Consider the following 26,142-nt stretch of genomic DNA (forward strand, 5'->3'; position numbering starts at 1 on the left):
TGATGTTTGATAAAGTACTTATAGCTAATCGAGGGGAGATTGCCACAAGGATTATTCGTGCGTGTCAAGAGTTAGAGATAAAGACCGTGGCGGTTTATTCAGAGGCTGATAAAGATTCTTTCCATGTAGCGTTAGCAGATGAAGCGATTTGTATCGGACCAGCTAAAGCGACAGAATCTTATTTAAACATGCATAATATTTTAAGTGCGGCAATTATTACAGGAGCACAGGCCATTCATCCGGGATTTGGTTTTTTAGCTGAAAATAGTTTGTTTGCAGAAATGTGTGAAGAATGTCAAATAACGTTTATCGGCCCATCTTCACAAATAATAGATGAGATGGGGAATAAGGTAAACGCTCGAAAAATCATGTTGGATGCTGGTGTTCCAGTAATCCCTGGGAGTGATGGGGCAGTTGATTCAATCGAAGATGCTAAAAAAATTACAGATGAAATAGGTTATCCCATTATGCTAAAAGCTGCTGCAGGTGGTGGAGGAAAAGGGATACGAAAAGTTTTTTCAGAGGATGAGTTGTCTTCTCATTTTTCTTCTGCGCAAAAAGAATCTATTGCCGCGTTTGGTAGCGGGGAAATGTATATTGAAAAAATAATCTATCCAGCTAAGCATATTGAAGTTCAGATTTTAGGCGATCATTATGGTCATATGATTCATCTAGGGGAGAGAGATTGCTCGCTTCAACGAAATAATCAAAAAGTATTTGAAGAAGCACCAGGTTTTTCTTTGTCTTCTGATTTAAGAAAAACTATTGGAGATATTGCAATAAAAGCTGCAAAAGCTGTTTCATATCAAAATGCTGGAACGATTGAGTTTTTAGTGGATGAGTTTAACACTTGTTATTTTATGGAAATGAATACGCGTATTCAAGTTGAACATCCTGTGACAGAGATGATTACTGGTGTCGATATTGTCAAATGGCAATTAAAAATAGCAGCTAATAAAAAGTTAACTTTAAAGCAATCTGATATTACCTTTAATGGTCATGCTATTGAATGTCGATTAAATGCTGAAAATCCGGCGTTTAACTTTGCTCCATCCCCCGGTAAAATCACTTCACTAATTTTACCATCTGGATGTTTAGGATTACGGGTGGATAGTTCTGTTTATCAAGGTTATAGTATTCCACCATTTTATGATTCGATGATTGCTAAAATTATTACTCACGGAAAAACTCGTGAAGAAGCCATTTTAAAGATGAAACGAGCATTACTTGAGCTAGTTGTTGAGGGAGTTGTAACCAATCAAGCCTTTCAACTAGATTTGTTAACTCATCCCTCTGTTATCAAAGGGGAGTATGACACATCCTTTTTACAAAAAACATTTTTACCAAGTTGGTCAATAGAATAATAAGTAACAAGGAGGATAGGTATGGGATTATTTAAAAAAAGAGAATATATACGTATCACTCCCTTAAAGAAAAGCAAAGAAAATAAAGACAAACCTCATGTACCAGATGGTGTGTGGGAAAAATGTCCGAGTTGTCAAAAACCGCTACATAAAAAAGAAATGGGACAAGAAAGAACCTGTCAACATTGTGGTTATTGCTTTCGTTTAAGCGCTTCTGAGAGACTAAAGATGATTATTGATGAAGGAACTTTTGATGAGAAATTTACTGAAATACCGTTTAAAAATCATATAGAATTTCCTGATTATGAAGAAAAGTTTTATAGTGCGAGAGAAAAAACGGGACTTGATGAAGCAGTGATAACAGGATTAGGTGAGATAAATAAATATCCAGTTGCCATAGGTGTGATGGATAGTCAGTTTATCATGGGAAGCATGAGCCATATTGTCGGTGAAAAAATTACGCGATTGTTTGAATTAGCGATAAAACAAAGACTTCCAGTTATTATGTTTACAGCTTCGGGTGGTGCACGGATGCAAGAAGGCATCATTTCCTTGATGCAAATGGCAAAAATATCTGGCGCTGTAAAAAAACATAGTGATCATGCACTTTTATATATTACAGTTTTAACTGATCCTACAACAGGTGGTGTTACGGCAAGTTTTGCGATGCAAGGTGATATTATTTTAGCTGAACCACAAGCTCTAATAGGTTTTGCCGGAAGACGTGTCATTGAGCAAACCATCAGGCAAACGTTACCCGATGATTTTCAACGGGCTGAATTTTTATTAGAACATGGATTTGTTGATAAAATTGTCAAGCGTCAAGAGATAAAGGCAACCTTGACTCAGTTACTTCAACTTCACGAAGGCGGTGAAACACATGAAATCAGCCAATGAAATCGTTCAACTCGCACGAGATAACAATCGAATTACCACTCGAGAAATAATCAACGGTGTGACTGATAATTTTATAGAACTTCATGGTGATCGATATTATGGAGATGACCATGCAATTATTGGTGGGATTGGAAGAATAAATAATCGACCTGTTACTGTGATAGGCATTCAAAAAGGACAAACACTGGAAGAAAATGTCAAAACAAAATTTGGTTCTCCAACACCTGAAGGGTATCGTAAGGCATTAAGATTGATGAAACAGGCAGAAAAATTTCATCGACCAGTGATTACGTTAGTGAACACACCTGGAGCGTTTTGTGGGATTGAAGCAGAGGAGCGAGGTGAGGGAGAAGCGATTGCCAAAAATCTGTATGAAATGAGCCAACTAAATGTTCCAATTCTTTCTATTTTAACGGGTGAAGGTGGCAGTGGGGGGGCGCTTGCTTTAGCGGTCGCAAATGATGTATGGATATTAGAACATAGTATTTACTCTATCCTTTCACCAGAAGGATTTGCTTCAATTTTGTGGAAAGATAGCTCAAGAAGTTCTGAAGCAGCTGAAATCATGAAGTTAACACCAAACGATTTAAAAGATTTAGGTGTCGTAGATAAGGTTATTTTAGAAACTAAAGATTCAGAGTGGCTAAGTAAAGAAACATTATCTGCGAATCTAAAACAAGAGATTATACAGAAATTAGATTACTATCAAACACTTACTCCATCAGAATTGAAAAACCAACGCTATGACAGATTTAGAAAATTTTAATTTGGCGTTCGATTATCTAAGTCATTTACAAAAAATCGTTTCTCGGTTAATATAAAAGTGAGTTTATATTAAGGGGGTAGAATGAATATGAGTGAATCGAAGTGGACAGAAGAAGAATTAAAAGAAGTGCAAGAAGACATTCTTGCTGCATTAGAGACTGTCATTGACCCTGAGTTAGGCATCGATATTGTTAATTTAGGATTAGTGTATGAGGTGAATCTAGATGAAGATGGTTACTGCGAAGTGAAGATGACGTTAACTACAATGGGATGTCCATTGGCTGATGTTATTACAGAACAAATTCACGACGCGTTAAGTGATATAGATGAAATCAAAAAATTAGAAGTTAAACTCGTTTGGTACCCTGCGTGGACAACTGATCGTATGAGCAGATATGCCAGAATATCTTTAGGGATTAGATAGCGATATATCAACGTTTGTAGGTGTTTTGATTAGAATTTGATGAGTGAAATACTCACCTAGTATGGTGTCCAAGATGAATTTCTCATAGTTTGGATTACTGACTAAAAGAGTCAAATTTTGAATGAATCCCAAATTAAAGTGACAAGAATTAATAAGCTCTTTCGTTAACTAATATGTTAGCGAAGGAGCTTTTTTGTTATGGAAAGATTGTTATTAAAGGATTTAGTAGAGGAGTTGGCATTTAGTGATAGGGCAAGAGGATTGTCTCCAAAGACGATAAAAAAACATGGGAAAAGTTTGAGTTTATTTCTGAAATTTTTAGAGGAAAAAAATATTGACTCACTAGGTATGGTCACCGTATCTCACGTACGCGGTTTTTTGATTAAAAATATTGAAGAAGGAAAAGCAGCATCTTACGTAAATAGCCATTTACGTAGCATTAGAGCGTTTTTTAGGTATTGTGTAGATGAGAATTACATGAGAGAAAAAGAAAATCCATGTTTGTATGTAAAGTGGGTAAAAGAAAGACAAGTTGTTATCAATACATTCTCTGATGATGAGGTAAAACAGATGTTAAAGTATGCTAAACAAAGAACTTTTACTAATGTAAAACGTAAAGATAAATACCATCTAGGGCTTCAGACAAAGTTTACAAATGAGAGAAATTACTTACTGTTACTGATATTAGTTGATACTGGTCTCAGAATAAGTGAGGTTATGAATCTTAAACACTATCATCTTGAAGAATCGCAAATTAAGGTGGAAAATGGCAAAGGGAAGAAAGATAGAGTAGTTCATTGTTCGCCAACAGTTTATAAAGCTTATTTAAAGTATCTCAGAGTAGCGAACAATTTTTTTGAATACTATGAGATTACGAGAGATGAATATGTATTTCTTACGAAAAATGGTAAACAATATAGTTACATCTCAGCAGAGAGAGAAATTAAGAAAATTGGTGTTGCTAGTGATGTTAATCCAAACATCAGAATAAGCCCTCATACTTTTAGACATTACTTTACGCAGAAACTTGTTAGAAATGGTGCAGATATTTATATGATTCAAAAATTATTAGGACATGCCTCAATTAAAACGACTGAAGTCTATCTAAGGTCATTAAATATTGATGATTCAATAGAGAGAGCAGTCAAGCACTCACCATTGCAAACAATTAAGTAGAGTCGTATTGACAATATCAGTAATAGTTCATAAGCTTACTATAAACACTATTACTGACGTTACTTATTATTAAACAAGTAGAAGGAGTCAGCAATGAAGAAAGTAGCATATATCAGAACATCAACAGGCAAACAAACACTAGGCATAGAAGTCCAAAAAGACGCTCTAAAAGCCTATCAACCTACTCATTGGTTCATTGAACAGGTTAGTGGTCGCAAGGAGAACAGAGAGCAATTAAACAAAGCTTTAGACATATTAGAAGAAGGAGATACACTCATTGTCTATAAGCTTGATAGATTAGGGAGAAGCACGAAACAATTGGTTAATCTCATTAGTCAGTTAGAGGACAATGGAATCCATTTAAACATTGTTACAGAAGGAATAGATACCTCAACAGCAACAGGAAAGCTTATTTTTACAATCCTTTCAGCTGTTGCAGAAATGGAAGCTTCACTTATATCCGAACGCACTAAACAGGCTTTAGCGGTGTCTGAGAACAAAGGTGGAAGACCAAGACTAGATAACACAACTAAAGTTAAAGTCCTTGAGATGTATCAAAAACAGGCTTATACAGTGAAGCAGATGGCTATCAAGCTTAACATTAGTGAGAGTAGTATTTATAGGATACTCAGAAAATTTAAATATAAGAATAACAAAGGTTGATAAACTTTTAGTAAGTATCGTATAATGATAATCAGAAACGAACGTTTTTGACAGACATAAAATTATACAAAGCTGACTCACTAAGAATCTTATGAAATCAACCTTTTGGTTATTTTGTAAGGTTCTTTTTCTATATATTTCATTATTATCTAATTCGTTCGTTTTAGACACAGTCTAATACAGTGTTAGTAATAGTGAAATTAAGGAGTGAAAGGAGTTGGTTTGATTTATTAAGGGCGTATGTTATTACCAAAATAGAGAGTTCAAATTATTGAAAATATATTACCACATATAACTTTCGACAATAACAAGATTTGTAAGGAGAAGCAAATGAAAAAGAGAAAACTATTAAATATTTTAATTGTAGGACTAATTCTAGTTAGTGGCTGTGGGAAAACTTTAAGTAATGATAAAAATGAAGAGCAAGATAGTTCTAGTTATAATGAAAAAAATAGCCCAAAAATGATAGAAAAAGAGGAAGAAAATAGTGAAACAATTTATGAACATTTTACAGAAGATTTAACAGATGAAATATGGATTGAAGTAGAATCTGATGAAAGTGGAATAATTAATCAAGAATCAAGAATATCTGGTTTTTTAATCACTAATGATACGAGCTACAAATCTGAACTTTATAAAGGATTTGAACCCTACAGTTCTGATGAAAAAGGATATATTTGGACAGATTTAGCAAGACCAATTAATAATAGATTTGATACAAGACCAACATTAATGAAAGCTTATTTATACTACAACGAAGGAGTTTTAAATCAAAAATTATATAAAGCATTTATTGACCGAGAAGCATCATTTATTGAGCGTGATAATGAACATTTTGGTACAGGTAGAGCATCATATATATATACTGAAAAATTAAATTTTAAACATCATCTTGATTCTGAGACTAAAAAATTAACTCAAACAATTGTACTTGTTGGTAAAGATCTTTTTTTTGATGAAGAGTTATCTAACTATAGGACAGTATCTTTTAAAGTAGTGAATGATGCAATTAATGTTGAACTTACTGTAAATGATGAAACTAATTTATATTTGGTTGGATTTAGAGTCCAAAGAGATGGAGAGAAAGATAGATTAAGGTATTTAGTAAAATTTTCTGATAAAAAACAGGATTTTGTATTTGACTCTCTCTATTCAAATGAAGAGATTGAAATTCAATAAGAATGTATTACTGATAGCTTTCGAAGATATACGATAAATAATGACACTTGTTTTTTAGTTGCTTATTTTATAAATTCTCCCAATTATATTTATAAAATTCCTAATAAAAGACTTATCAATAACTTGTGTAGTGCTAAGTGTACAGTGAAAAATTTTAGGACACTCCTATTAAGATATAGACGTGTCTTTTTTACTATTTTAGTATAGTTTTTTTGGTATAATGTGTTTAATTACTATATAATATTTATACACATGTCCATGTCACGGTGAGAGCACTCAGTGCTTTCACCGTGTGACAAACAAAATGAGCTTGCGAATTTTGGCGTCAGTAAGTGGTGGTGGTTTACCACCATCCACAAAGTTAATATCAAAAATTGAATTATATGCCCCCCTACCTTTGAAAATGTATATATAATGTTAGTTAGAATGAGTATATGCTTATTCAAAGGTAGGGGGTATTAATATATGAGGTGAAAAAATATATGAAACAGTTAACATTGAAGGAAGCAATTGAATATTATGGAACTGAGAGTCATAAAAGAACATATAAAAAAAAATATAGTTTAAATAAAAAACAAAAAATGGATATAAAAAAAATAATTTTATGCGAATTTGAATATGTTGAGTTTTTTAAAGATCAGTTAGGTCATATAATAATTAAAATTGATAATCCCAGAGAGAAGATATTTCCTATGATAAATAAAAAAAACGTTATTGGGAATAATACTATTGATGATTTAAATCAATTATTACTACAATATATACTAGTTTTCTTGGAGACAAATGAATTATCTGAAAGTGAATACTATAATTTGCCTTTTTTAGAATCGAAATTTGACATTTTAACTAATTTTACACGTCAATTTGTAAAGTACAATACAGGGCTAGCAATAGTGAATAAAGATTTTTTATATTTACAAAAACAATTTCCATTACTGGAAATTGATGATAAAAATTTTCATTTATTTAAAGTTATGCATGAAGAGTTATCCGCAATTATTAATAGGTTTAGAGAAAGAATTTTAATGTTTATTTCAACAAAATTAGATTTATATAAAATAGAAAATATTCAAGGTGCTGTTGTTAGATTAGAAAATACATCGTTCAATAAAAGTAAGGAAGGTAAACTATTTTATGATTTAAGAGGAAGATATGAAAATTTATCTTCAGTGATGTCAGAACAACATGACGTTATTATTGATAGTATAAATAGTACGTTAGAAAAAAATTTATTTTTTCGAGATGTATTTAACATTGAAGGGAAAAGTTTCGAAAAAATTAGCTTTTTAGGTAATGATGGGGATGAAATTAATATTGAAATACCGATAATCATATTTGAAAGTATTAATAAAAAAATAAAACAAAAAGAAAAACAACTGAATTTAATTAGAAAATTTCATGGTAAACAAAAACCGAATTACTTAAAAACTGAAGATTTTAAATTTTTTGATCATGATGGAAAGCTTCTTGAAGGAAAACTTTTGGAAGAAGAAATTGATAAAATTAAAGCTTTAGGACAGTATTTTAATGAGGAAAAAGAATATGATTATAGAGGTTATAAATACTATATTGGTACTAATGGAAGTGATATGTCATTTCAAGATAGATTAAAAGTTTTAGATAAATATAAGAAAAAATATTATCGATTAAAAAATCCAATTAATCATAAATTTTATGAAATCTCATACTTTACAAAATATTATAGATTTAATAGTAATATGAATATATATAGTGATTATTCTTCATATGTTTGTGATTGTCTCGAAATTAAAAGAAATCCAAACACATCTGAGCTAAAATTTAATCTTAGAAATTTATTGAAAAATCGTTTTATAGAAAGTATGAATAAACAAATAAACCAACAGTATATCTATTTGAAGAATGATAACCTTGATAGATTAATAATGAAAGAACTAGTTGATTCTTTTAGTAAGCTAATTACAAAAAGTTAGTAATAGTAAGTTGTTTTCTTTGGTTTAAATTATTGTGAATAAAGGATGAAAACCAGTGAATCTACCAAAAACATACAATCATGATTATATATCTGTATTGAAAGCTTATTGCTTTAATCAGTTTAGAGATATAAATATAATTCTGAGATATGACATAGGTGATAAAGAAGAATTTGATAAAAAGACATATGACCTTTATGGTAAAAATGCTAATTATACTTCAAACGCACAATATAATCAGTTCGCATATAATATTTTTTTATTAGATAGAATGTTTGAAAACTTGTCGACAAATGAAGAGTTGGTTGTTTACAGAAGATTTAATTCAAAATTTTTGTCAAATATAGAAATTGGTCAAAGTTTAATAGAATAAGGATTCGTTTCAACTAGTCTCACACAAAATAGCTTAAAAAGAGTGTTACATTCAAATATAAATAAGTGTAATTCTATAGCTAAAATAAGAGTTCCTAAAGGAACTAGTTGTGTATATATTGGAAATGATTTTTATAGAAAAGAATATGAACTTTTATTGAATAGAGGACTTGAGTTTATATTAAAAAATAAACAAGAGGATTATTATGAATTTGAAATAATTAAGGATTAATTCACAGTAGTTTTAGAGTGGTAGAAAATGAAATGTTGGAGGGTGAAATAATGGAATTTAAAAATTCAATAATTGAAATATTGGATACTTTAAATACCTTAAAGGATGAAGTAGGAAGTGTAGAAGATACTCAACTGACTAGTTATCTAGTAGAAATAAAAAGTTTAGAAAAAATATTAACAATGATAGATAATTTTAATGAATTACTAAAAATAGAATCGTTTGATAATGAGCAATCAAAAATGCTAATTCAAAATTTAATTCAAAATAATTCTTATAGATTTGAAAATATAAAAACAGGTTATTATGAAAATAAAATAAATAAATATTCAGAACTAGATAATTTAATTATAGAAGTACTAGAAGAATTTAAAAGATATAAATATTTAACAGTTGTTAAGGATAATAATGTAATCTTAGTTGGAGGTAACGGAGTCGGGAAATCTAGCTTTGCAAGTTTTTTAAAAGAATCATTATCAAATAATATAGTTGTTATCCCAGCACAAAAATTTTTGTATTATGATATAACGATTCATTCTTTACATTTAACCGATGAACATCATGTGAATAATATTCAACAATCTAATTTAATTGGTCGAGGACAATTTCATCATATTTCTAATCAATATGATGTTCAAAAATATGTGAAAGAAATGTCTGAGATATTTTCTAAGTTAATCACTGCAGTATCAAATAAACAAGTTACTGAAATGACCGAAGCATTTAGAAATAAAGATGAAACTAGAAGCTTGAGTGAGATAGAAAAGGAAACAACTCTATCTGAAATCAATCGCTTATGGAGTATGCTGATACCAGATATTAAACTTGAGTTAGATGAAACTAATAGAACATTAAAAGCAGTTAAGGGAGAGGAGAAATATTCTATAAACTCTCTTAGTGATGGAGAAAAAGTAATATTATATTATATATGTCATGTGTTTTTAGCTGAAGAAAATAGTTTTATTATAGTTGATGAACCAGAAACATTCATAAATACATCTAATTACAACCGTTTGTGGGATACTTTGGAAATGTACAAGAAAAGTTGTAAATTTATTTATATTTCACATGTTATAGACTTTATTTCAACTAGGTCTAATGTAGATTTATTATGGTGCAAATCTTTTGAATATCCAAATGATTGGATAATTGAACGACTTGATGAAAATTCTGAGTTAACAGGAAAATTTCCAAAAGAACTCTTATCAGAAATACTAGGAGCAAGGAAGCCAATACTTTTTTGTGAAGGCAAAAAAAGTTCTTTAGATTATTTTGTATATTCAATATTGTTCAGAGAAGAAGTAGTAGTTTATCCTGTTGAAGGGCATAATAAAGTTATTGAATACACTAGAGCTTACAACAACTCTCCCATAATGGATAATAATAAAGCTTATGGAATTGTTGATAATGATTTAATGAATGAAGAACAAATTATGGCTTTAAAAGAAGATAACGTTTTTTCATTACCATTCAATGAAATAGAAATGCTATTTTTCACACCTGAAATTATGAAAGAAATAGTTATTTTAGATACTGAAAAACAAATAGAAATATTTAAAAATCAATTTTATAATGTAGTTAGTTCAGATATAAAAAAAATCGTCTCTCAGAAAATGAAAAAATTTATTGATAATAATTTGAGCAGATATAGAATAAATTTAGAGAAAAATACTGAAGTAACAAGTGAAAGAATGCTAGAAGAAGTAAGAATTTGGTTAGATAGCTTAGAGTTAGAAAACTTGGAAAAAAGAATATCAGAAGAGTTTGAAACTGTAATTAATAGTAAGAGTTACGATGATTTATTAAAAATATCACCTCAGAAAGAAAGTGTCTCAAAAGGATTAGCTAATAGATACCTTGATAGCAATTATATAGAAAAAGCAAAAGTCAAATTAAAACAAGAAAGAAGACTTTCTGAACAGATTAGAAATAAATACTTTTCAAATATAAATTTTAATTAAATTTCAAAAGAACTAAGAGTCAAACCTCAGTTCTTTTGTTCTTTTTGAGTACACTTAAACTATACAATGAGTGGTCGTTGATATATAATGATTCTAATATGTTCAATATACATGTTCATTATATATAAATCACACTAGGGAGGATTACCATGACAAAAATCGGGTATGCTAGAGTCTCATCCAAAGAACAAAACTTAGAAAGACAATTTGAATTATTAGAGAATGCAGAAGTTAAAAAGATTTTTTCAGATAAATTAAGCGGTAAAGATAATAATCGTCCACAATTAAAAGAGATGCTTAACTATATTAGAGAAGATGATATAATAGTTGTGTCGGAATTAGACAGATTAGGTCGAAATAATAAAGAAATAACTAGTATCATGAATCAGATACAAGACAAAGGCGCAACACTTGAAATCCTTAATTTGCCATCTCTGAACGGTATACAGGACGATAACTTGAGACGATTACTAAATAATCTAATCATTGAGTTGTTTAAGTATACGGCTGAAAATGAGCGTAAACAGATACGTGAAAGGCAAAGACAAGGTATTGAGTTGGCGAAAGAAAAAGGTAAATATAAAGGTCGTCCTTTGGCTTATAGTGCTGATTCAGCTGATAAGCAGAAACGTGTAACGTATGAAAAGATCGTAGAGATGTTGGAAAAAGATGTTCCAATAACTCAGATTTCAAAAGAGTTAGATGTGTCTAGAAATACGATTTATAGAATCAAAGGAGAGTAGTATGATTGAAATTGGAGATATAATAAATAAAAGTTATGAAATTATTGATGTGATTTATAGAGGACAAGCAAGTAATATAAATGTTTATGAAGTAAAGAATATTTTAGACAATAAGAGATATGCAATGAAAGTTTTTAATGTAAACAAAATGGATGACAAAGAACGCTTAGTACTTAATGAGATATTTGCTAGAGAAGAGAAGGCTCTCAGGGCTATCGAGAGTCCATTTGTAGTAGGATTTTATGAGTCAGGAACTATGGATGATTATTTTTATATAGTGATGGAGTTTTTACATAATAGTGAAACTTTACTAGAGTTTGTTAAAAAAAATAAAGAATTTAGTGAAAGAAAAAAAATCTCTATGGCTATTGAAATTACAGAAGGATTGATTGCTTGTCATGAGATGAATATTGTTCATAGAGATTTAAAGCCTCAAAATATTATGTTTAATTTAGATAATGATATGATTAAAATAATTGATTTTGGAATTAGTAAAGTTAAATCGATATTTTTAGAAAAGCAATCTGTTACGTTAAAGGATTATATGACTATAAATTATGCCTCTCCTGAGCAAATATCTAGGGGAGAATATACTGAAAAAAGTGATATTTACTCACTGGGATGTTTATTCATATTTTTATTTAGTGGAGAAGAACCACCCACCGACAAAAGTAATTTAGGATTTGAAATTGGTTCTCTAAATACTAATAAAGAGATAAAAAGTATGATTTATCAAATGACACAAGATGATATAGAAAAAAGACCATTATCTTGTGATAAAGTATTGGAAACATTATTAAGAGTAAAAGAAAACTTAGAGCATGAAATATTTGAATTAAATATTATTGTTACTAAAGCTATAACTCGAGATTTATATAATTTATCTAAAATAGATGGTCTATCAGATGCTCTAACAGCAAAATTTGTTTCTGAATCGATAAGGAAATGTAATCTTTATAAAGGAAGTTCTAATAAGATATACTTGATTGGAGATAGAGTTAGTTATGATGTTAAAATTAATTCTAGTAAAGAAGAATTTGTTTTAGTAGGAGTAAAAAATATTCCAATCGATAAAATAGATTATGAACAAAAAAAGGGAATAAAAATAAAAGCTAAAATAAATATTCATATCAATGATAAAGATTTTTCTTATAGAACTGAAACTGAATACTTGAATTATATGTTAGAAGAAATTGAAAAGGAATTAAAGAAAGTTAATGAGATAAAGAAACAAAAAAATAATTTAAATTCTCAATTGAAAATTTGGAATAACTATTTGAATTATAAAAAAGATATTGCTTTTAAAAAAGGTGAACTAGGAGTATATACTGGAATTGATTTTGATGAGTCAGGTAACTTTCTACACATTATTACTAAAAGTAAATTAAATTTTGAAGAAACTGATAAAATTCAAATAACAACAAAGAATGGAAAGAAAGAAGTAGTTGGAGACTTTTATGATTATTATGAAGAAAAAATAATTATAGTACGTCCGATTCCAAACTTTGATATGGAAAGATATAATCAGAGAGGCGTAATTGGAGTAAATACTTATTTAGATTCAATTGTCACAAATCGTTATAGTAATGCAATAAAAGACCTCGTAGTAAAAAGCTCTGTAAATAAAAACCTTCTCAATCTTTTAAATGAACCAAATAAAATTTCATTATCTGAAAATATAGAAATAAAACAAACTGTTAACAAAAAATTTTTAGAAAGTACTAAAAAAATTGTTGAAAAAGCTCTATCTACAAATGACATCTTTTTAATTCAAGGACCTCCAGGAACAGGAAAAACAACAATTATAACAGAAATAGTTTCTCAGATTTATTTAATGAATAGGAATAGTAAAATATTATTTGTATCGCCGTCACATGTAGCTGTTGACCATGCAATAAATAATATTCAAAAAGTTTTAGAAGACTGCATTCCTAAAAATGCTAGCGTTGAACAAATGATTTTAAGGATGGGAATGGAAGAAAAAATTTCTATAAAAAATGAAGAATTAATGCTAGAAAATCATACTAATAGATGGGTAAAAAATGTAAAAGAAAAATCATTGGTATATGTAACTGAAAATGAATTGAATCAGAAAATAAATTCTGAAACAAAAAGAGAAGAAGTTTATAATATCTTGTCTGATGATTTAGTAACTGACAGAAATTTATTAGAAAATTTATTAGAGAATGAGAATTTAAAATTAGCAAAGTTAACATATATATTAAAAGATTGGTATAGAAGTCTTTATTTCAAAGAAGAGTTTAATTTACATGCAGTTGAAGATGTTTTTCTTGTCGCATCAACATGTACTGGAATTGCTTCAGGAAATGTTAATGAATTAATGTTTGATTGGGTTATTATTGATGAAGCAGCTAGAGCAACTGCCCCTGAATTATTAATACCATTAGTCAAAGGAAAAAAAGCAATACTAGTAGGCGACCATAAACAGCTACCTCCAGTTATTAATTCAGAGTCAGATGAATATATAGAGAATAAAGAAAAGTTAGAAGAAAGTCTTTTTGAAAATTTATATAACAAAATGACTTCAGATGTTAAATGTACATTAACTACTCAATTTCGTATGCACCCTGCAATATCAGAAATGATAAATGAACTTTATTATGTTGAAGAAGAAATTGAAAGTTTTACAACTAGTAATGAATATTTATTAGAAAGATATTTTAAGCCAGTTACTTGGGTAGATACAGGGATGCTTGAAAAATCAAATGAATATAAACAATCAACATCGTATTTAAATTATACTGAATCAAACGTAATTGTTACGGAATTAATAAGGTTAAATGATATTGCTGAAAAGTTAGATAGAAAATATACAGTAGGAATTATTTCAGGATATGGTGCTCAGACTGAATTGATAACAAGTAATATAAAGGAGCAAAGAGAGGAACTAAAAAATTTAGAGATAGATGTAAATAATGTTGATTCATTTCAAGGTTCAGAGAAGGATATAATTTTTTATAGTATTGTTAGAAGTAATAAAAAAAGAACTATTGGTTTTTTGAAGGATGAAAGAAGGTTGAACGTCGCATTATCGAGAGCTAAAGAGCAACTTTTTATTGTTGGTAATACAGAAGTAGCTCAATATGGGAATAGAAATAAAAATCCTTTCTCAAGACTTTTGAACTATATTAATAGAAATCCAGAAAATTGTCAGATAAATTAACATTATAGTAAGGAGTAACTAATTTGCTTGATAAAGAGTTAGTAAAATTAATAAATAATGAATTTCCGAATGTTAAAATAATCTCTGAAAGAGAGATTGCTATACCTATAGCTCAGTTAAAAGTTTCTTGTTACTTTAATCATGAGGAAAAATTACCAAGCATTATTGATGCTGTAATTAGAATGTATCAAATTGAAAAAGACGAAGAGAAAATATCCAATAATTTGGGAATTGAAACAAATTTAGTGATTGCTATTATATCCAGATTATCTAGTGAAGGATATATTGACTATTTTAATGATTCGATTACGGATAAAGGAAAAAACTATATAAATTCACAAAAAATTTCTTCATTGAAAAAAGGTAATATTAATATTCTTGTTAACAAAATAACAGGAGAATTGATTTATAAAGACTCTAATCAATTTAGTAGTGCAAAGGATATAAGAAAACAATCAATATTTGTTCCTTTTATTGAGAACAGTGCAATTGATGTTGAAGAGAAAGTTAATCTAAAAAATGTAGTAGATATTTATGAAAGAAGAAATGAGATTGAAATGAACCTTTTTAATACCGAAGAAAAAAAATTAGTTGAAATTTTGAAAGTAGCAGGTAAAGAAACAGTTTACTTAAAAGTTAAATCTATTTTGATTTTAGATACAAATAATCAACTACGAACTTTAGTTTATGACAAATCTAGTAGAAATGAGAAAATAGAAGAATTTATTAATAATACAGAACATAAGGAAAAAAGACTGTATACTTCTCTTACAGATATGTATACAGTTGATAATATATTTCAAAATATCCAAAGAAATACTAGTTTTGAGAATATTAGTGACTACCCAATATCAGATGAAAATGAAGTTACATTGATAAGTAGTGCGAAGGTTAATATTATTTTCATTTTACCTATGCTTGAATGTGATAATATATCAAACGAACTATTAGCAACAATCGAAGAAAAAGTAAACAATTCTAAACTACCCATTAATATTTTTATATCGGGAACAGGTTATCCGTTGGAGTCACAATCAAGACAAATATACAGACTGACTAAACTTGCGAAAGAATTTGAGCATTTTAACATATATTCCCTAAATGATTTTATTCCTAGAACATTAATTTGTGACGATTATAAATATTTAATGAAAGAATATATAGCATGTGAGATACCTTCAAATTTGAGTCAAAAAGAATATTTAGTAACAAGAGAAAATTTATATTTGAATGAGAGAGAAGCATTTGAAAAATACACTGAAATAGTTGATTGTTCTAAACAAAGATTCAATGATATAAATATTTATTCTCAGTTGGAAATTAGTAATCTTTTAAAAGAAATATTTAAAAAAATTGATACTTTAGACGAGATTTTCGATGAAAAGGGATTGGGATGGACCAGTGAATCTATGCCAGATCTATATGATAAAAATCTAATATTAGACTCTAAAGTTTGTACAGATTCTGAGAGTTTTAAAACATTTGTCTTTAATATTTCTAAAACATTTGTTGAACAATTTAAAAAGAAATCGGAGCAGTTTAAAAGAAAGTATTTTGAAAAAGAATTTGAAAAACAATATCCAGAGTTATATAAATCATTGAATCGAATAAGGGTTTACAGAAATTACTTTGGACATACAGAACTCAATAATCATTTTAAAAAATACTATTATGAATATTCGAGACAAGATTTTAATTCTTATTTCCCTTATGTGTTGGAAGATTGCTTTCAATATTTACAAAAATTGTTATTAACTGAATTATTAGATTCTTTAGAAAAAACAATAGATATTGAAAGAACACAATAAACCTTTACTTTATAAGATTTTTATTTTATTTTTCAAAACATTATTTAGGAGTGAGAAAATGAGTTTTTCTTATTTTATTGATGAAAGTGGAAATACTGGAACAAATTGGTTGGATGATATACAAAAAAATTTTGTATATGGTGGATGGATTGTTGAAGATAGTAGTAGAGATGAGATTGAAAAATATATTTCTGCAGAATTAAAAAAACAACAAGGTCCAGAATTTAAATCATCTAAAATGTTTAAAAGTGTAAAAGGAGCAGAAAATGCTTTGTTTTTATTAAATTATATGGTTGAAAAAAAGTGTGTTCCTTTTTTTATAATAACAGAAAAAAAATTTATGGTAGCTGCTAAAATTGTAGAATCTTTCTTTGATTATGCGTACAATCCTAATGTTAATGTTAGATTAACTCATCCACATCCTATTAAAAGGGCTTTAGCAAATTGTATTATGGAAAATGATAATTATCAGTTAATGGAGGATTTTTTGTACTTAATAAAAAATGGAACTATTAGTCTTGATGAAATAAGGAATATAAATGATAAACTGATAACTTTATTTAAAGAATCTAATTTTGAAGAAGTTTCTGCATCATTAGAAGGGATACCTGACGATGGGTTATTAAAACTAGTAGATGAATTTGAAAGTGTATCTAATTTTGGCAAAGACAAGACAAAACTTACATTAACAGAGCCATACCTCCATACTTTATTTTCAAAATTAAACTTATTTGCAAATAATATATTAGATTCTAAAATTTCTATAATTCATGATGAGTTAAGAGGATATAAGCAAATTTTTATTGAATTTGAACAATTCTTTGGGGGAGTACCCAACAGTATTAAAATGATTAACGGTAACCCTATGTTAGGAAATTATTTTATGCTTGATTCTTTAGAAATGCAAACTTCTTTAGATGAATTATTATTGCAAATGTCAGATTTGTTGATTGGTTTTGTAAACCATTCTCTTAAAAAGTGGAGGATGCGAGAAGATATAAATATAAATCAGAAAAATTTTTGGAATAAATTAATTGAATTACATAAGTTATATTTTGATGAAAAAAATAATCCTGTTGAAATCTGGAGTTTTATTATGTCTAATGAAATGGAAGTAAACTTTTTAAATTCTTTAGATATTTATAAAAGAATTACTTCGAAAGAAGAGGACATAGAAATTATTAATAATGATTATTATATGTTTTTAAGTAAGCTGGAAAGAGTTGAGAATGAACTAAGGTAAGATATTGCTAACTACAATGTGCATCCTAGTTAGTAGTACATAACAATCTATTTTTAAGAATGTTGATATATAAAGCTTTATGTGATATGATTTTCTTCAAATAAAAGAAAAGTCCGTACTGACCGTATTGCTAAATACAGACACAATTTACGTGAATAATAAATCGCTCTTACAATTAATTTTGTGAGAGCTTTTTTATTATCATTTGCCAGTTTAAAGAATGGTACAATTGAAATACTAATTTATAAAATTAGAAAAAATAGGAGTGATAGAATGTCAATAACACAAAAAGATATGATTCATTCACTATCAAAATTATTAGATTGGTTAGAACAAGAAAGTAATGGGGGAACTAATGCTGGGGAGTTAAGATTTATTACTGGTCGTATTGGAGAGCTATACACAGCAATTATGACGAATGGTCAAATGGCTACGGAAACAAATCAAGAAGGTTATGATGTTGTTTCTGAGTCTGGGGAACGTATTAGTGTTAAAGCTACAACTAGAAAAAGTGGAAGTCATCAATTTAGATTTAATAGTAAAACTCTAACAAAAGTTGACAGAATAGTATTAGTTTATGTGAATGTTGAAGATTTGGAAGTTCAAATTATTTACGATGGACTTATTAATGAAGCAAAAAAATTAATGATTGATACTAAAGATGGTAGAGACAAATCTATATCTCAGAGCAAAGTGCTTAAAAATTCTACAATAGAAATAAGGTCAATTGTTATGCAAGAAACAGAGTACAAGAATTATACAGTTCAAAAATTAGAAAGTGGAACAATTAGGGTTATTCGTGAAGGGAATGAAGTTCCTATTGTTAAACCTGTTCTTAGAGAAATAGCAAAAGAAATAGGTGTGGATATTAATAATGGAAATGGTAATTTAAAAACAACTAGGGTACTCGGGAATGACGTAATTCGCCAATTGGTTAAGGAGGATTTATGAAAGCAAAACTAAAGGTCTGCTTATTTTTCTTATTATTTGTTAATCTATCAGCATGCAGTAGCAACTCAAAAAAGAGAGTAGAGGAATCAAAGGAAACTCAAATTACTTCAAGTACATTCGAAATTACAAGTTCTGATATAAATTATTCAAGCACAGAATCAGTTGTAACAGATACAAGTTCGTCTAGATTAGAGTCAGAATCCAAAAGTACAACAGTACAAAATGAAATGGTTAACTTAGGAACAATCTATTATCAAGATTTAGACATTAATGACCCAATTCAAGCAAATTCTCAATACTTAGGATGTTATATTGTAGATGATGGAAGTACAGTTAATCTAATACCGCTAATGGCTGCGACAGTTCAAAATTTACAGATTTATATATCTGGTCAAGGAAACGAAGATTACTATCAACAATTTCTAAATAAAGCCATTGAAACAAGTAATTTAACAAGTGGTAAACCTGTAAGTATATTTGATAGAGAAGATGGCGAGATAATAATTACAGCTCAAAGTGGAGAGATAATTTTGAGTAAATAGATTCAAAAAAAATAAAACTCGAGAGTGTAATATAAACTGTGTAAGTAACCTACCATCCTAGGTAGTGGGTTGCTTCGCGGTTTTTCTTTTTTTACAATAGATTAAAGGAGTGAGAAGCTGTGGCTAAAAAGAAAAGAGACCAAAAATCAGCGAAGTTAGCTCAATCAATTATTGACATCTATCAACCAGAATCGGTTGAAGATATGCAAGAAGCTTTAAAAGATGTTTTTGGACCGATGTTTGAAGCTATGCTACGTGGAGAATTAGATAATCATTTAGGTTATGAGAATCAGTCAAGACAAGAAAAAGAAACTCAAAACAGACGGAATGGATATGGAAATAAAAAGTTAAAAACAAGTTTCGGTGAATTAGACATTCAGGTTCCAAGAGATAGAGATGCTTCTTTTGAACCAGAAATTATTCCTAAAAGAAGCAAAGACGTTTCAAGTATTGAAAGTAAAGTTCTTTCTATGTATGCCAAAGGCATGAGTCAACGAGATATTGCCTCGACAATTGAAGATATTTATGGCTTTACTATTTCTCATGACATGGTGTCGGATATCACAGATCAAATATTATCAGAACTTGAGGAATGGCAAATCAGACCTCTGGCCAAATGCTATGCCTTCTTGTTTGTTGATTGTATGTATGTCACTCTAAGAGAAAATTATGAAGTGAAAGAATGTGCAGTGTATACAATTCTTGGCTATGATTTAAAAGGAAATAAAGAAATTTTAGGCCTTTGGTTAAATCAAACAGAATCAAAAAACAGATGGATGCAGATTTTTGATGAGATTAAAGAGCGTGGAGTTGAAGATATTCTATTTATTTCAATGGACGGCGTATCAGGACTTGAAAATGGTGCTAAAGCTATTTTCCCAGGCGTTGTGGTTCAACGTTGTTTAGTTCATTTAGTTAGAAATGCCCTTCGCTATGTACCAAGTAAGAGTTATAAAGAAGTTTGTAAGGATATGAAGTCTTTTTACAGCGCTTCTTCTTTAAAGGCTGCTCAAACAGCTTTTGATACCTTTCAAACAAAGTGGGCTATTTATCCAGGAGCTGTTGATGTTTGGAAAAGAAATTTTCAACATGTTGAACAACTATTTGATTATGGATCAGCTATTCGAAAAATAATGTACACAACAAATGCTGTAGAGAGTGTTCATTCAAGTTTCCGTAAGGTAACTAAAAAAGGCGCTTTCCCTAATGAGAATGCCCTTCTTAAGCTGCTATATCTTCGAGTAAAAGAACTTCAAAGTAAATGGGAAGGTGGACACGTTCACAATTGGGCTATGGTGCTTAATCAATTAACTGTTAATGATTCTTTTTCAAAACGAGTTGAAAAATATAATCGGTACTAATCAAAATAGGTTGGATATATATAATTTGACAACGAGTCTCTCGTCCTGTGAATTTTTATCGGGACAAGAGCTTTATTAAAAATGCCCTCTTATCCTCGAAGATTATCACAGGACGACTCATTGTCAAATTGTCGTTCTATTATTATTTAAAATTACTTACACACTTAACTTGACAAACCCTAAAACTCAGTAGAATTTTTCTAAGTCTACTGAGTTTTTTTGCGTTATTGTGGTGTTATAGTCCAAGTTATAGTATGTCCATCTATATCAGTTGTCCATGTATCAAATGACAAATTTCCATCATTATATTTATATGGGATATAGTAGTCTTTAAAATTAATAGTATCTGGGGACAATGAGTAAGTTTCATCATAATCAGGTCTATATGTTCCAGCCAATTCTATATGAACATTAGTATCATCTTTAAAAGAAACAATTTGAACTCCATCATGTATTAAACTTTGTGGTGCTTTGTTCTCATCCATTGCTTGTTCAGAATCCATTCCATCATAAAGAATAGGTTTGATAACATATTTATTTCCAATAAGATGACTCTTTATTTTATTTAAATCGTCATTTGCTTTAGCTTGTTTTTTTGCTTGTTCTTTATAGTATTCTTCAGCGATAGTAGTATCCATATATTTATCAGACATTAAAATCCATTCATCAACACCACTGTATTTCCCCATATATGGCATATATTCTAATTGCCCCTTAGCATTTACTCTAAATGTCCCAGCACCATCAAGTTGGTCTACTCCAACATGGATATAAGCTAAATTATCTGTTTCATCAATCTTTACAGTTAAAATATATTTAGTTGGTGGTGGAGTTGTTAAGTCTAAGATAGCCATAACCCATCTTTTTAATTCTTCATCTGACAAATTTGTTTCTTTTAAAACAGAAGTTGATGTATCACTATTACTAACTTGCTGACTTGTAGTTGATGTTGATTCAGTTATCTTTTCAACAGTTGGTTCTTTAGAAGAGTTATTCCCTAAATATAAAAGAGTTAGAAGAATAATTACTAAAATACTAATAATACTTAGCCATTTAATGAATTTTTTCTTCTTTTCTTCTTTTTCAATTTCTAACACCATTTTAGTTAATTCCAGTCTGACATTTGGGTCAGTGGCATTATTTATTTCTGTACGAAGTAACTCTTTATTAGACCTATCGTTTTTTAAACTTCTGGTTAATTTAGTATTCGAATTGCTCAATTTCTTTTCTCCATTCCCCTTTTTTATCTATTATATCAAAGTCTAAGATAATTTATAGAAAATTAAAGATAAAAACTAAATAAAATACTCTGACGTTTTTAGGAGTTTATTTGTTTAAAAATTATCCTAATATTTGAATATTAATATGATACAATTGTTATTATAATTATAAAAAAGTGGTGATTATGGTGTTGTTTTTTTACGATAGAGTTTCTAATTTAACTAGGATGTCTAGTGATGAGTTAGTAGAGAAAATGTTAGATAAATTTCAGTCATTCGATGAAGATAGCGAAATAGAGTTCAATGATAACGAAGTTCTGTCTTGGAAAAACTCTTTACCTATTTTGATTAAGTTGATTAATCAAGCTGGTTTAACAGAGTTAGATTTAATCATGGAATATGAAACTCCTTTAAATTCAAGAATTGATGCGTTATTAGTTGGATATAATAAACTAACTAATAGACCAACAGCTATGATTATTGAATTAAAGCAATGGCAGTCAATAGATACAGAATTTACTGAGTCTAATACGTTTATAAAATTAAATAAAGTTGAAGAAGAATCAAGTATTCGTAGTCACCCTATTGCCCAAACACATACGTATAGAAATCATTTGAAATGTAATCATTCAAATTTAGGTGATAATCAAGTCGATATTTTAGAGGTACAATATTTACATAACTTTAAAAATAAAGGTGAATTATTCAGCAATCAATATGATATTTATAACTCGAAACGAGAAAATTGTTTTGTGTTAGGAGAAGAAAATAGATTAATCGAGTTATTACGTACTACTTTTGATAATAGAGAATCAGGTGAAATTACAAATTTAATTGTTACTGGTCAATATTCTATGGAGAAACAAGGATACGAAAACTTAGCTAAAGCTCTAAATTCACAGGAAATCAGTCCTTTATTAGATGAACAGAGAGATGTTTCTGTTAGAGTTTCAAAACTATTTAGGGAAAGTAAAGACAAACAATTAATTATTATTAGTGGGGATTGTGGAACAGGTAAAACTTATTTAGGTTTATACTTACTCAAACTTTTTATTGATATAACGAAATCTAAACAAGTAGTTTTTACTGTTACAAGTAAAATACTCAATGCCATTATTAACGGACATACAGAAAACGATATTCCTTATGTTAATGGATTAAGAGGACAGTTTGATTTAGTTATTATTGATGAAGCGCATAGACTTCCAGAATTGAATAAGGTTTTAGATAAACTTTATAACGAAAATAAAGTGAAATTTGTCATTGTGCTTCAGGACGACAGACAGAGAGTTAGAATTAATGAGGAAGGGCTTAGACAAAATTTTTATGATTATGTTGAAAAAAGTCCATTAAATATCGAGTTACATCAAGAATACTTATCCATTCAAAAAAGGTCTATGTATGAAAGTAGTTATGTAGATAGAATTAATGATTTATTCTCCTTGAGTCCAGTTATGAAAGAATATACCAAAATAGATGGTTACGATATACAAGTGATAAATAAACTAAATGATATTGATTTATTATTAGATAATCATGTAAATAATAACGAAAAGGCTCAATGGTTTGCTCCATTTTGTTGGGAATGGACAAGGAATATAAGAAATAATGATGTACAAATTCTAGAAGAAAATTTTACTAAACCTTGGAACCCAAAGAACGAACAATTTGAATGGTATTCTGAGATAGGGAAACACCATAAAGATAGGATTGGTTGTATCTACACAGCCCAAGGACTGGATTTTGACTATGTTGGGTATATTTTTTGGGAAGATTTATCTTGGTCGTTAGAAAAAAATGATTGGATTGTTAATTTGAATAAAAGTCAGGATATCATTTTTATTAGAGAAATAGTTCAAAAATATGGAGGTCAATTGAAATATTTTGATAAAAATAATAAGTATTGGGTGGTTAATCGAAATGGTAGAGAATATAAATTAAATACTTTTATTGCTAAATTTGGAAATCCAGAAGAAGTAAAAGAACTCATTTTAAATACGTATCGAGTATTAATGACACGAGCAAGAAAAGGAATTTATATTTGGTTTAAAGATAATGAAACAAAAGAAAAAGTAATGGAGTTTTTAAATTAATAGATGGAGTGAAGAAAATGTCGAGTTACAGAGTTATCAATTTAACACTAAAAAATGGAGAAATAGTAGATAAATTTGAAAAACTTCAAACAAATGTTTTGGAGAATAACCCAGTTACTTATGTTTACTATAACCTTAAGAAGAAAAAAATATACGTTGGTGAAACAAATGGTTTTACTAGAAGACATAATGAGCATTTAGGAGAATTAAATCCTAAAGTAGATTACAAAGAGTATACAAACTGCTTAGTTATTTATTCCAATCTATTTGATAAGTCATCGATTCTTGATTTGGAGTCATTGTTATTAAACTATATGATTGCTGAATCAGATGTAACAAAATTTATATTTGCTAATGGAAACAATGGTCAAACTGAATTGGTCTATAAAAACAAAGAAGAAATCTTAACTGAAGTATTTTATAAACTATGGGGTAATGAATTACATCAATTAGGATTAATTCATAATCCTAATATTGAGGAATTAAGAGAGAGTTTACTATTTAAGTATTCACCATTTAAACAGTTATCACCTAAACAAAAACTAATTTGTGATGAAATTGAAAAAGATGTAGCCAAAAAATATTTAATAGAGGCTCCAGCAGGCTCAGGTAAATCTGTGCTGTTTACAAACTTAGCATTTTCTTTAGCTGAGAAAAACCCTGATTTAAGAATAGGCTTAATAACTACTGGTAACCTAACAAGACAGTTTAACTTGATATTTAAATCAATCGGATTGAATGGTAGATTAACTGTTAAAACAGGTTCACAACTTATAGTAGACGCAAGGAACAATGATAAGAGATTTGATGTAATCATTGTAGATGAAGCTCATAAATTGAAACAACATTATCGTAAAGGACATCCGAATGCAAGAAGGCATCTCAATGAAGGAGATGAAGAAATTACACTCCTTGAAGAATTAACAGATGGTTTGGTTTTACTGTATGACCCATATCAAGGAATTAAACCTCAAAACATTAGACCTTCAGAAATCAGAAAACTTACAAAAGATTATAAAAAATTATTGTTAATGCAACAATTTAGAATTGGCGGAAATGGAGATTTTTCAGGAGAGGATTTTTTAAAAGGAATTTTATACGGCTTCCAATTAAGTGATGATAAAAATTTCAATTCAAAAGTCTTTGAAGATGATTATTTTAAAATCGTAGATACTTTTAAAGAAGTAATTGATTATGTAGATGACCACTCACATGCTTATCCTAAAACAACAAATAGAGTGATTGCTGGTTATTGTAGGGAATGGGCATCCAATACTGGAAAGAAAGAGAACAAAGGTAAGAAAGCAGAAGAATTACCATTTGATTGGAATGAAGATGGTATTCAAAAGAGATGGAACTCGACTTATGAAGATTGGGTAAAGAAACCAAATTCAGAAAAAGAAATAGGCTCGATTCATGCTATTCAAGGTTATGATTTAAATTATTCTGGCGTTATCATAGGTAGCGATATTACCGTAGAGAATGGACAGATTGTAGCTGTACCTGAAAATTATAAAGATATTGGTGGAACTCCGCTGAAAGAGGAATTTAGCCTATCAGAGTTAACAGAGTACATATTAAATATTTATTATGTATTACTCTCAAGAGGAATTGATGGATGTGCCGTTTACTTTGAAGATAAAAGTGTAGAGAAACTATTCAAAGAACGAGTAGGTTTGTAGGAGGAATTTAGGATGGACGATTTAATAAAAGAAATTAATGAGTTTAGAGATGAAAGAGACTGGAGACAATTCCATAACGCTAAAGATTTAGCTTTATCAGTTTCTTTAGAAGCATCAGAACTACTTGAGAACTTTCAATGGAAAACAAGCGAAGAAGCAATTGCGGATGATTTAGAAAATATAAAAGATGAAATAGCCGATGTGATGATTTATTCATTGATGCTAGCAGATGACTTAGGATTAAGTGTTGAGGCTATTATTAGGAATAAAATTAAGAAGAATGGTGAGAAGTATACTGTTGAGAAGAGTAAGGGGAAAAAGAATTAGGAG

General features: G+C 29.2%; 20 protein-coding genes and 1 pseudogene. 20 read left to right on the forward strand and 1 reads right to left on the reverse strand.

Annotation, left to right across the window (positions count from 1 at the left end):
• Positions 1–2: 2 nt before the first annotated feature.
• The 17 genes and pseudogenes from accC (at position 3) to JNUCC83_RS02950 (ending at position 20,817) form a co-directional block, all read left to right on the forward strand.
• Positions 3–1,364 carry an acetyl-CoA carboxylase biotin carboxylase subunit gene (gene accC, locus JNUCC83_RS02870; protein WP_454460738.1) on the forward strand — a complete coding sequence of 454 codons (1,362 nt, stop codon included), beginning with the start codon at positions 3–5 and terminating at the stop codon, positions 1,362–1,364.
• 21 nt (positions 1,365–1,385) lie between these two features.
• Entirely contained in the window at positions 1,386–2,261 is an 876-nt protein-coding gene (gene accD / locus JNUCC83_RS02875) for an acetyl-CoA carboxylase, carboxyltransferase subunit beta (protein WP_454460739.1), read from the forward strand.
• Positions 2,245–3,027 carry an acetyl-CoA carboxylase carboxyl transferase subunit alpha gene (gene accA, locus JNUCC83_RS02880; RefSeq protein ID WP_454460740.1) on the forward strand — a complete coding sequence of 261 codons (783 nt, stop codon included), beginning with the start codon at positions 2,245–2,247 and terminating at the stop codon, positions 3,025–3,027. The genes accD and accA overlap by 17 nt, the downstream gene beginning before the upstream one ends.
• A gap of 87 nt (positions 3,028–3,114) precedes the next feature.
• Positions 3,115–3,450, forward strand: coding sequence for a metal-sulfur cluster assembly factor (locus JNUCC83_RS02885; protein WP_454460741.1), 336 nt, complete (start codon positions 3,115–3,117; stop codon positions 3,448–3,450).
• 198 nt (positions 3,451–3,648) lie between these two features.
• Positions 3,649–4,626 (forward strand): tyrosine-type recombinase/integrase, encoded by a 978-nt coding sequence (locus tag JNUCC83_RS02890; RefSeq protein WP_454460742.1) that lies wholly within the window; start codon positions 3,649–3,651, stop codon positions 4,624–4,626.
• A gap of 93 nt (positions 4,627–4,719) precedes the next feature.
• Positions 4,720–5,289: a recombinase family protein gene (locus JNUCC83_RS02895; protein ID WP_454460743.1), complete on the forward strand. Its 570-nt coding sequence runs from the start codon at positions 4,720–4,722 to the stop codon at positions 5,287–5,289.
• Between the two features lie 330 nt (positions 5,290–5,619).
• A complete protein-coding gene (locus JNUCC83_RS02900) occupies positions 5,620–6,468 on the forward strand; it encodes a hypothetical protein (RefSeq protein ID WP_454460744.1) in 849 nt (282 codons plus the stop codon).
• A gap of 482 nt (positions 6,469–6,950) precedes the next feature.
• Entirely contained in the window at positions 6,951–8,420 is a 1,470-nt protein-coding gene (locus JNUCC83_RS02905; protein ID WP_454460745.1) for a hypothetical protein, read from the forward strand.
• Positions 8,421–8,475: 55 nt separating this feature from the next.
• Positions 8,476–9,024, forward strand: a pseudogene (locus JNUCC83_RS02910) (ADP-ribosyltransferase).
• A gap of 17 nt (positions 9,025–9,041) precedes the next feature.
• Positions 9,042–10,985: a DUF4435 domain-containing protein gene (locus JNUCC83_RS02915; protein WP_454460746.1), complete on the forward strand. Its 1,944-nt coding sequence runs from the start codon at positions 9,042–9,044 to the stop codon at positions 10,983–10,985.
• Between the two features lie 149 nt (positions 10,986–11,134).
• A complete protein-coding gene (locus JNUCC83_RS02920) occupies positions 11,135–11,728 on the forward strand; it encodes a recombinase family protein (protein WP_454460747.1) in 594 nt (197 codons plus the stop codon).
• Position 11,729: 1 nt separating this feature from the next.
• A complete protein-coding gene (locus JNUCC83_RS02925; protein WP_454460748.1) occupies positions 11,730–14,912 on the forward strand; it encodes an AAA domain-containing protein in 3,183 nt (1,060 codons plus the stop codon).
• Positions 14,913–14,935: 23 nt separating this feature from the next.
• The gene (locus JNUCC83_RS02930) at positions 14,936–16,720 is read left to right on the forward strand and encodes a hypothetical protein (protein WP_454460749.1); all 1,785 of its coding nucleotides are present in this window, start codon (positions 14,936–14,938) and stop codon (positions 16,718–16,720) included.
• Between the two features lie 58 nt (positions 16,721–16,778).
• A complete protein-coding gene (locus JNUCC83_RS02935; RefSeq protein ID WP_454460750.1) occupies positions 16,779–17,963 on the forward strand; it encodes a DUF3800 domain-containing protein in 1,185 nt (394 codons plus the stop codon).
• A 273-nt stretch (positions 17,964–18,236) separates the two neighbouring features.
• Positions 18,237–18,914, forward strand: a complete 678-nt coding sequence (locus JNUCC83_RS02940; protein ID WP_454460751.1) for a DUF6998 domain-containing protein — start codon at positions 18,237–18,239, stop codon at positions 18,912–18,914.
• A complete protein-coding gene (locus JNUCC83_RS02945) occupies positions 18,911–19,456 on the forward strand; it encodes a hypothetical protein (RefSeq protein ID WP_454460752.1) in 546 nt (181 codons plus the stop codon). The genes JNUCC83_RS02940 and JNUCC83_RS02945 overlap by 4 nt, the downstream gene beginning before the upstream one ends.
• A 119-nt stretch (positions 19,457–19,575) precedes the next feature.
• Positions 19,576–20,817, forward strand: a complete 1,242-nt coding sequence (locus JNUCC83_RS02950; protein ID WP_454459153.1) for an IS256 family transposase — start codon at positions 19,576–19,578, stop codon at positions 20,815–20,817.
• 224 nt (positions 20,818–21,041) lie between these two features.
• Here JNUCC83_RS02950 and JNUCC83_RS02955 read toward each other — a convergent pair whose 3' ends face one another.
• Positions 21,042–22,037 (reverse strand): hypothetical protein, encoded by a 996-nt coding sequence (locus JNUCC83_RS02955; protein ID WP_454460753.1) that lies wholly within the window; start codon positions 22,035–22,037, stop codon positions 21,042–21,044.
• 185 nt (positions 22,038–22,222) lie between these two features.
• Here JNUCC83_RS02955 and JNUCC83_RS02960 point away from each other — a divergent pair, with 185 nt between their 5' ends.
• From JNUCC83_RS02960 to JNUCC83_RS02970, 3 genes are read left to right on the forward strand one after another with little or no spacing between them, the layout of a single operon-like run.
• Positions 22,223–24,130, forward strand: coding sequence for a DNA/RNA helicase domain-containing protein (locus tag JNUCC83_RS02960; protein WP_454460754.1), 1,908 nt, complete (start codon positions 22,223–22,225; stop codon positions 24,128–24,130).
• A gap of 17 nt (positions 24,131–24,147) precedes the next feature.
• Positions 24,148–25,812, forward strand: a complete 1,665-nt coding sequence (locus tag JNUCC83_RS02965) for a DUF2075 domain-containing protein (RefSeq protein ID WP_079344802.1) — start codon at positions 24,148–24,150, stop codon at positions 25,810–25,812.
• A gap of 12 nt (positions 25,813–25,824) precedes the next feature.
• A complete protein-coding gene (locus JNUCC83_RS02970) occupies positions 25,825–26,139 on the forward strand; it encodes a nucleotide pyrophosphohydrolase (RefSeq protein ID WP_079344800.1) in 315 nt (104 codons plus the stop codon).
• Positions 26,140–26,142: the final 3 nt, after the last annotated feature.

Source organism: Vagococcus sp. JNUCC 83 (assembly GCF_053667615.1).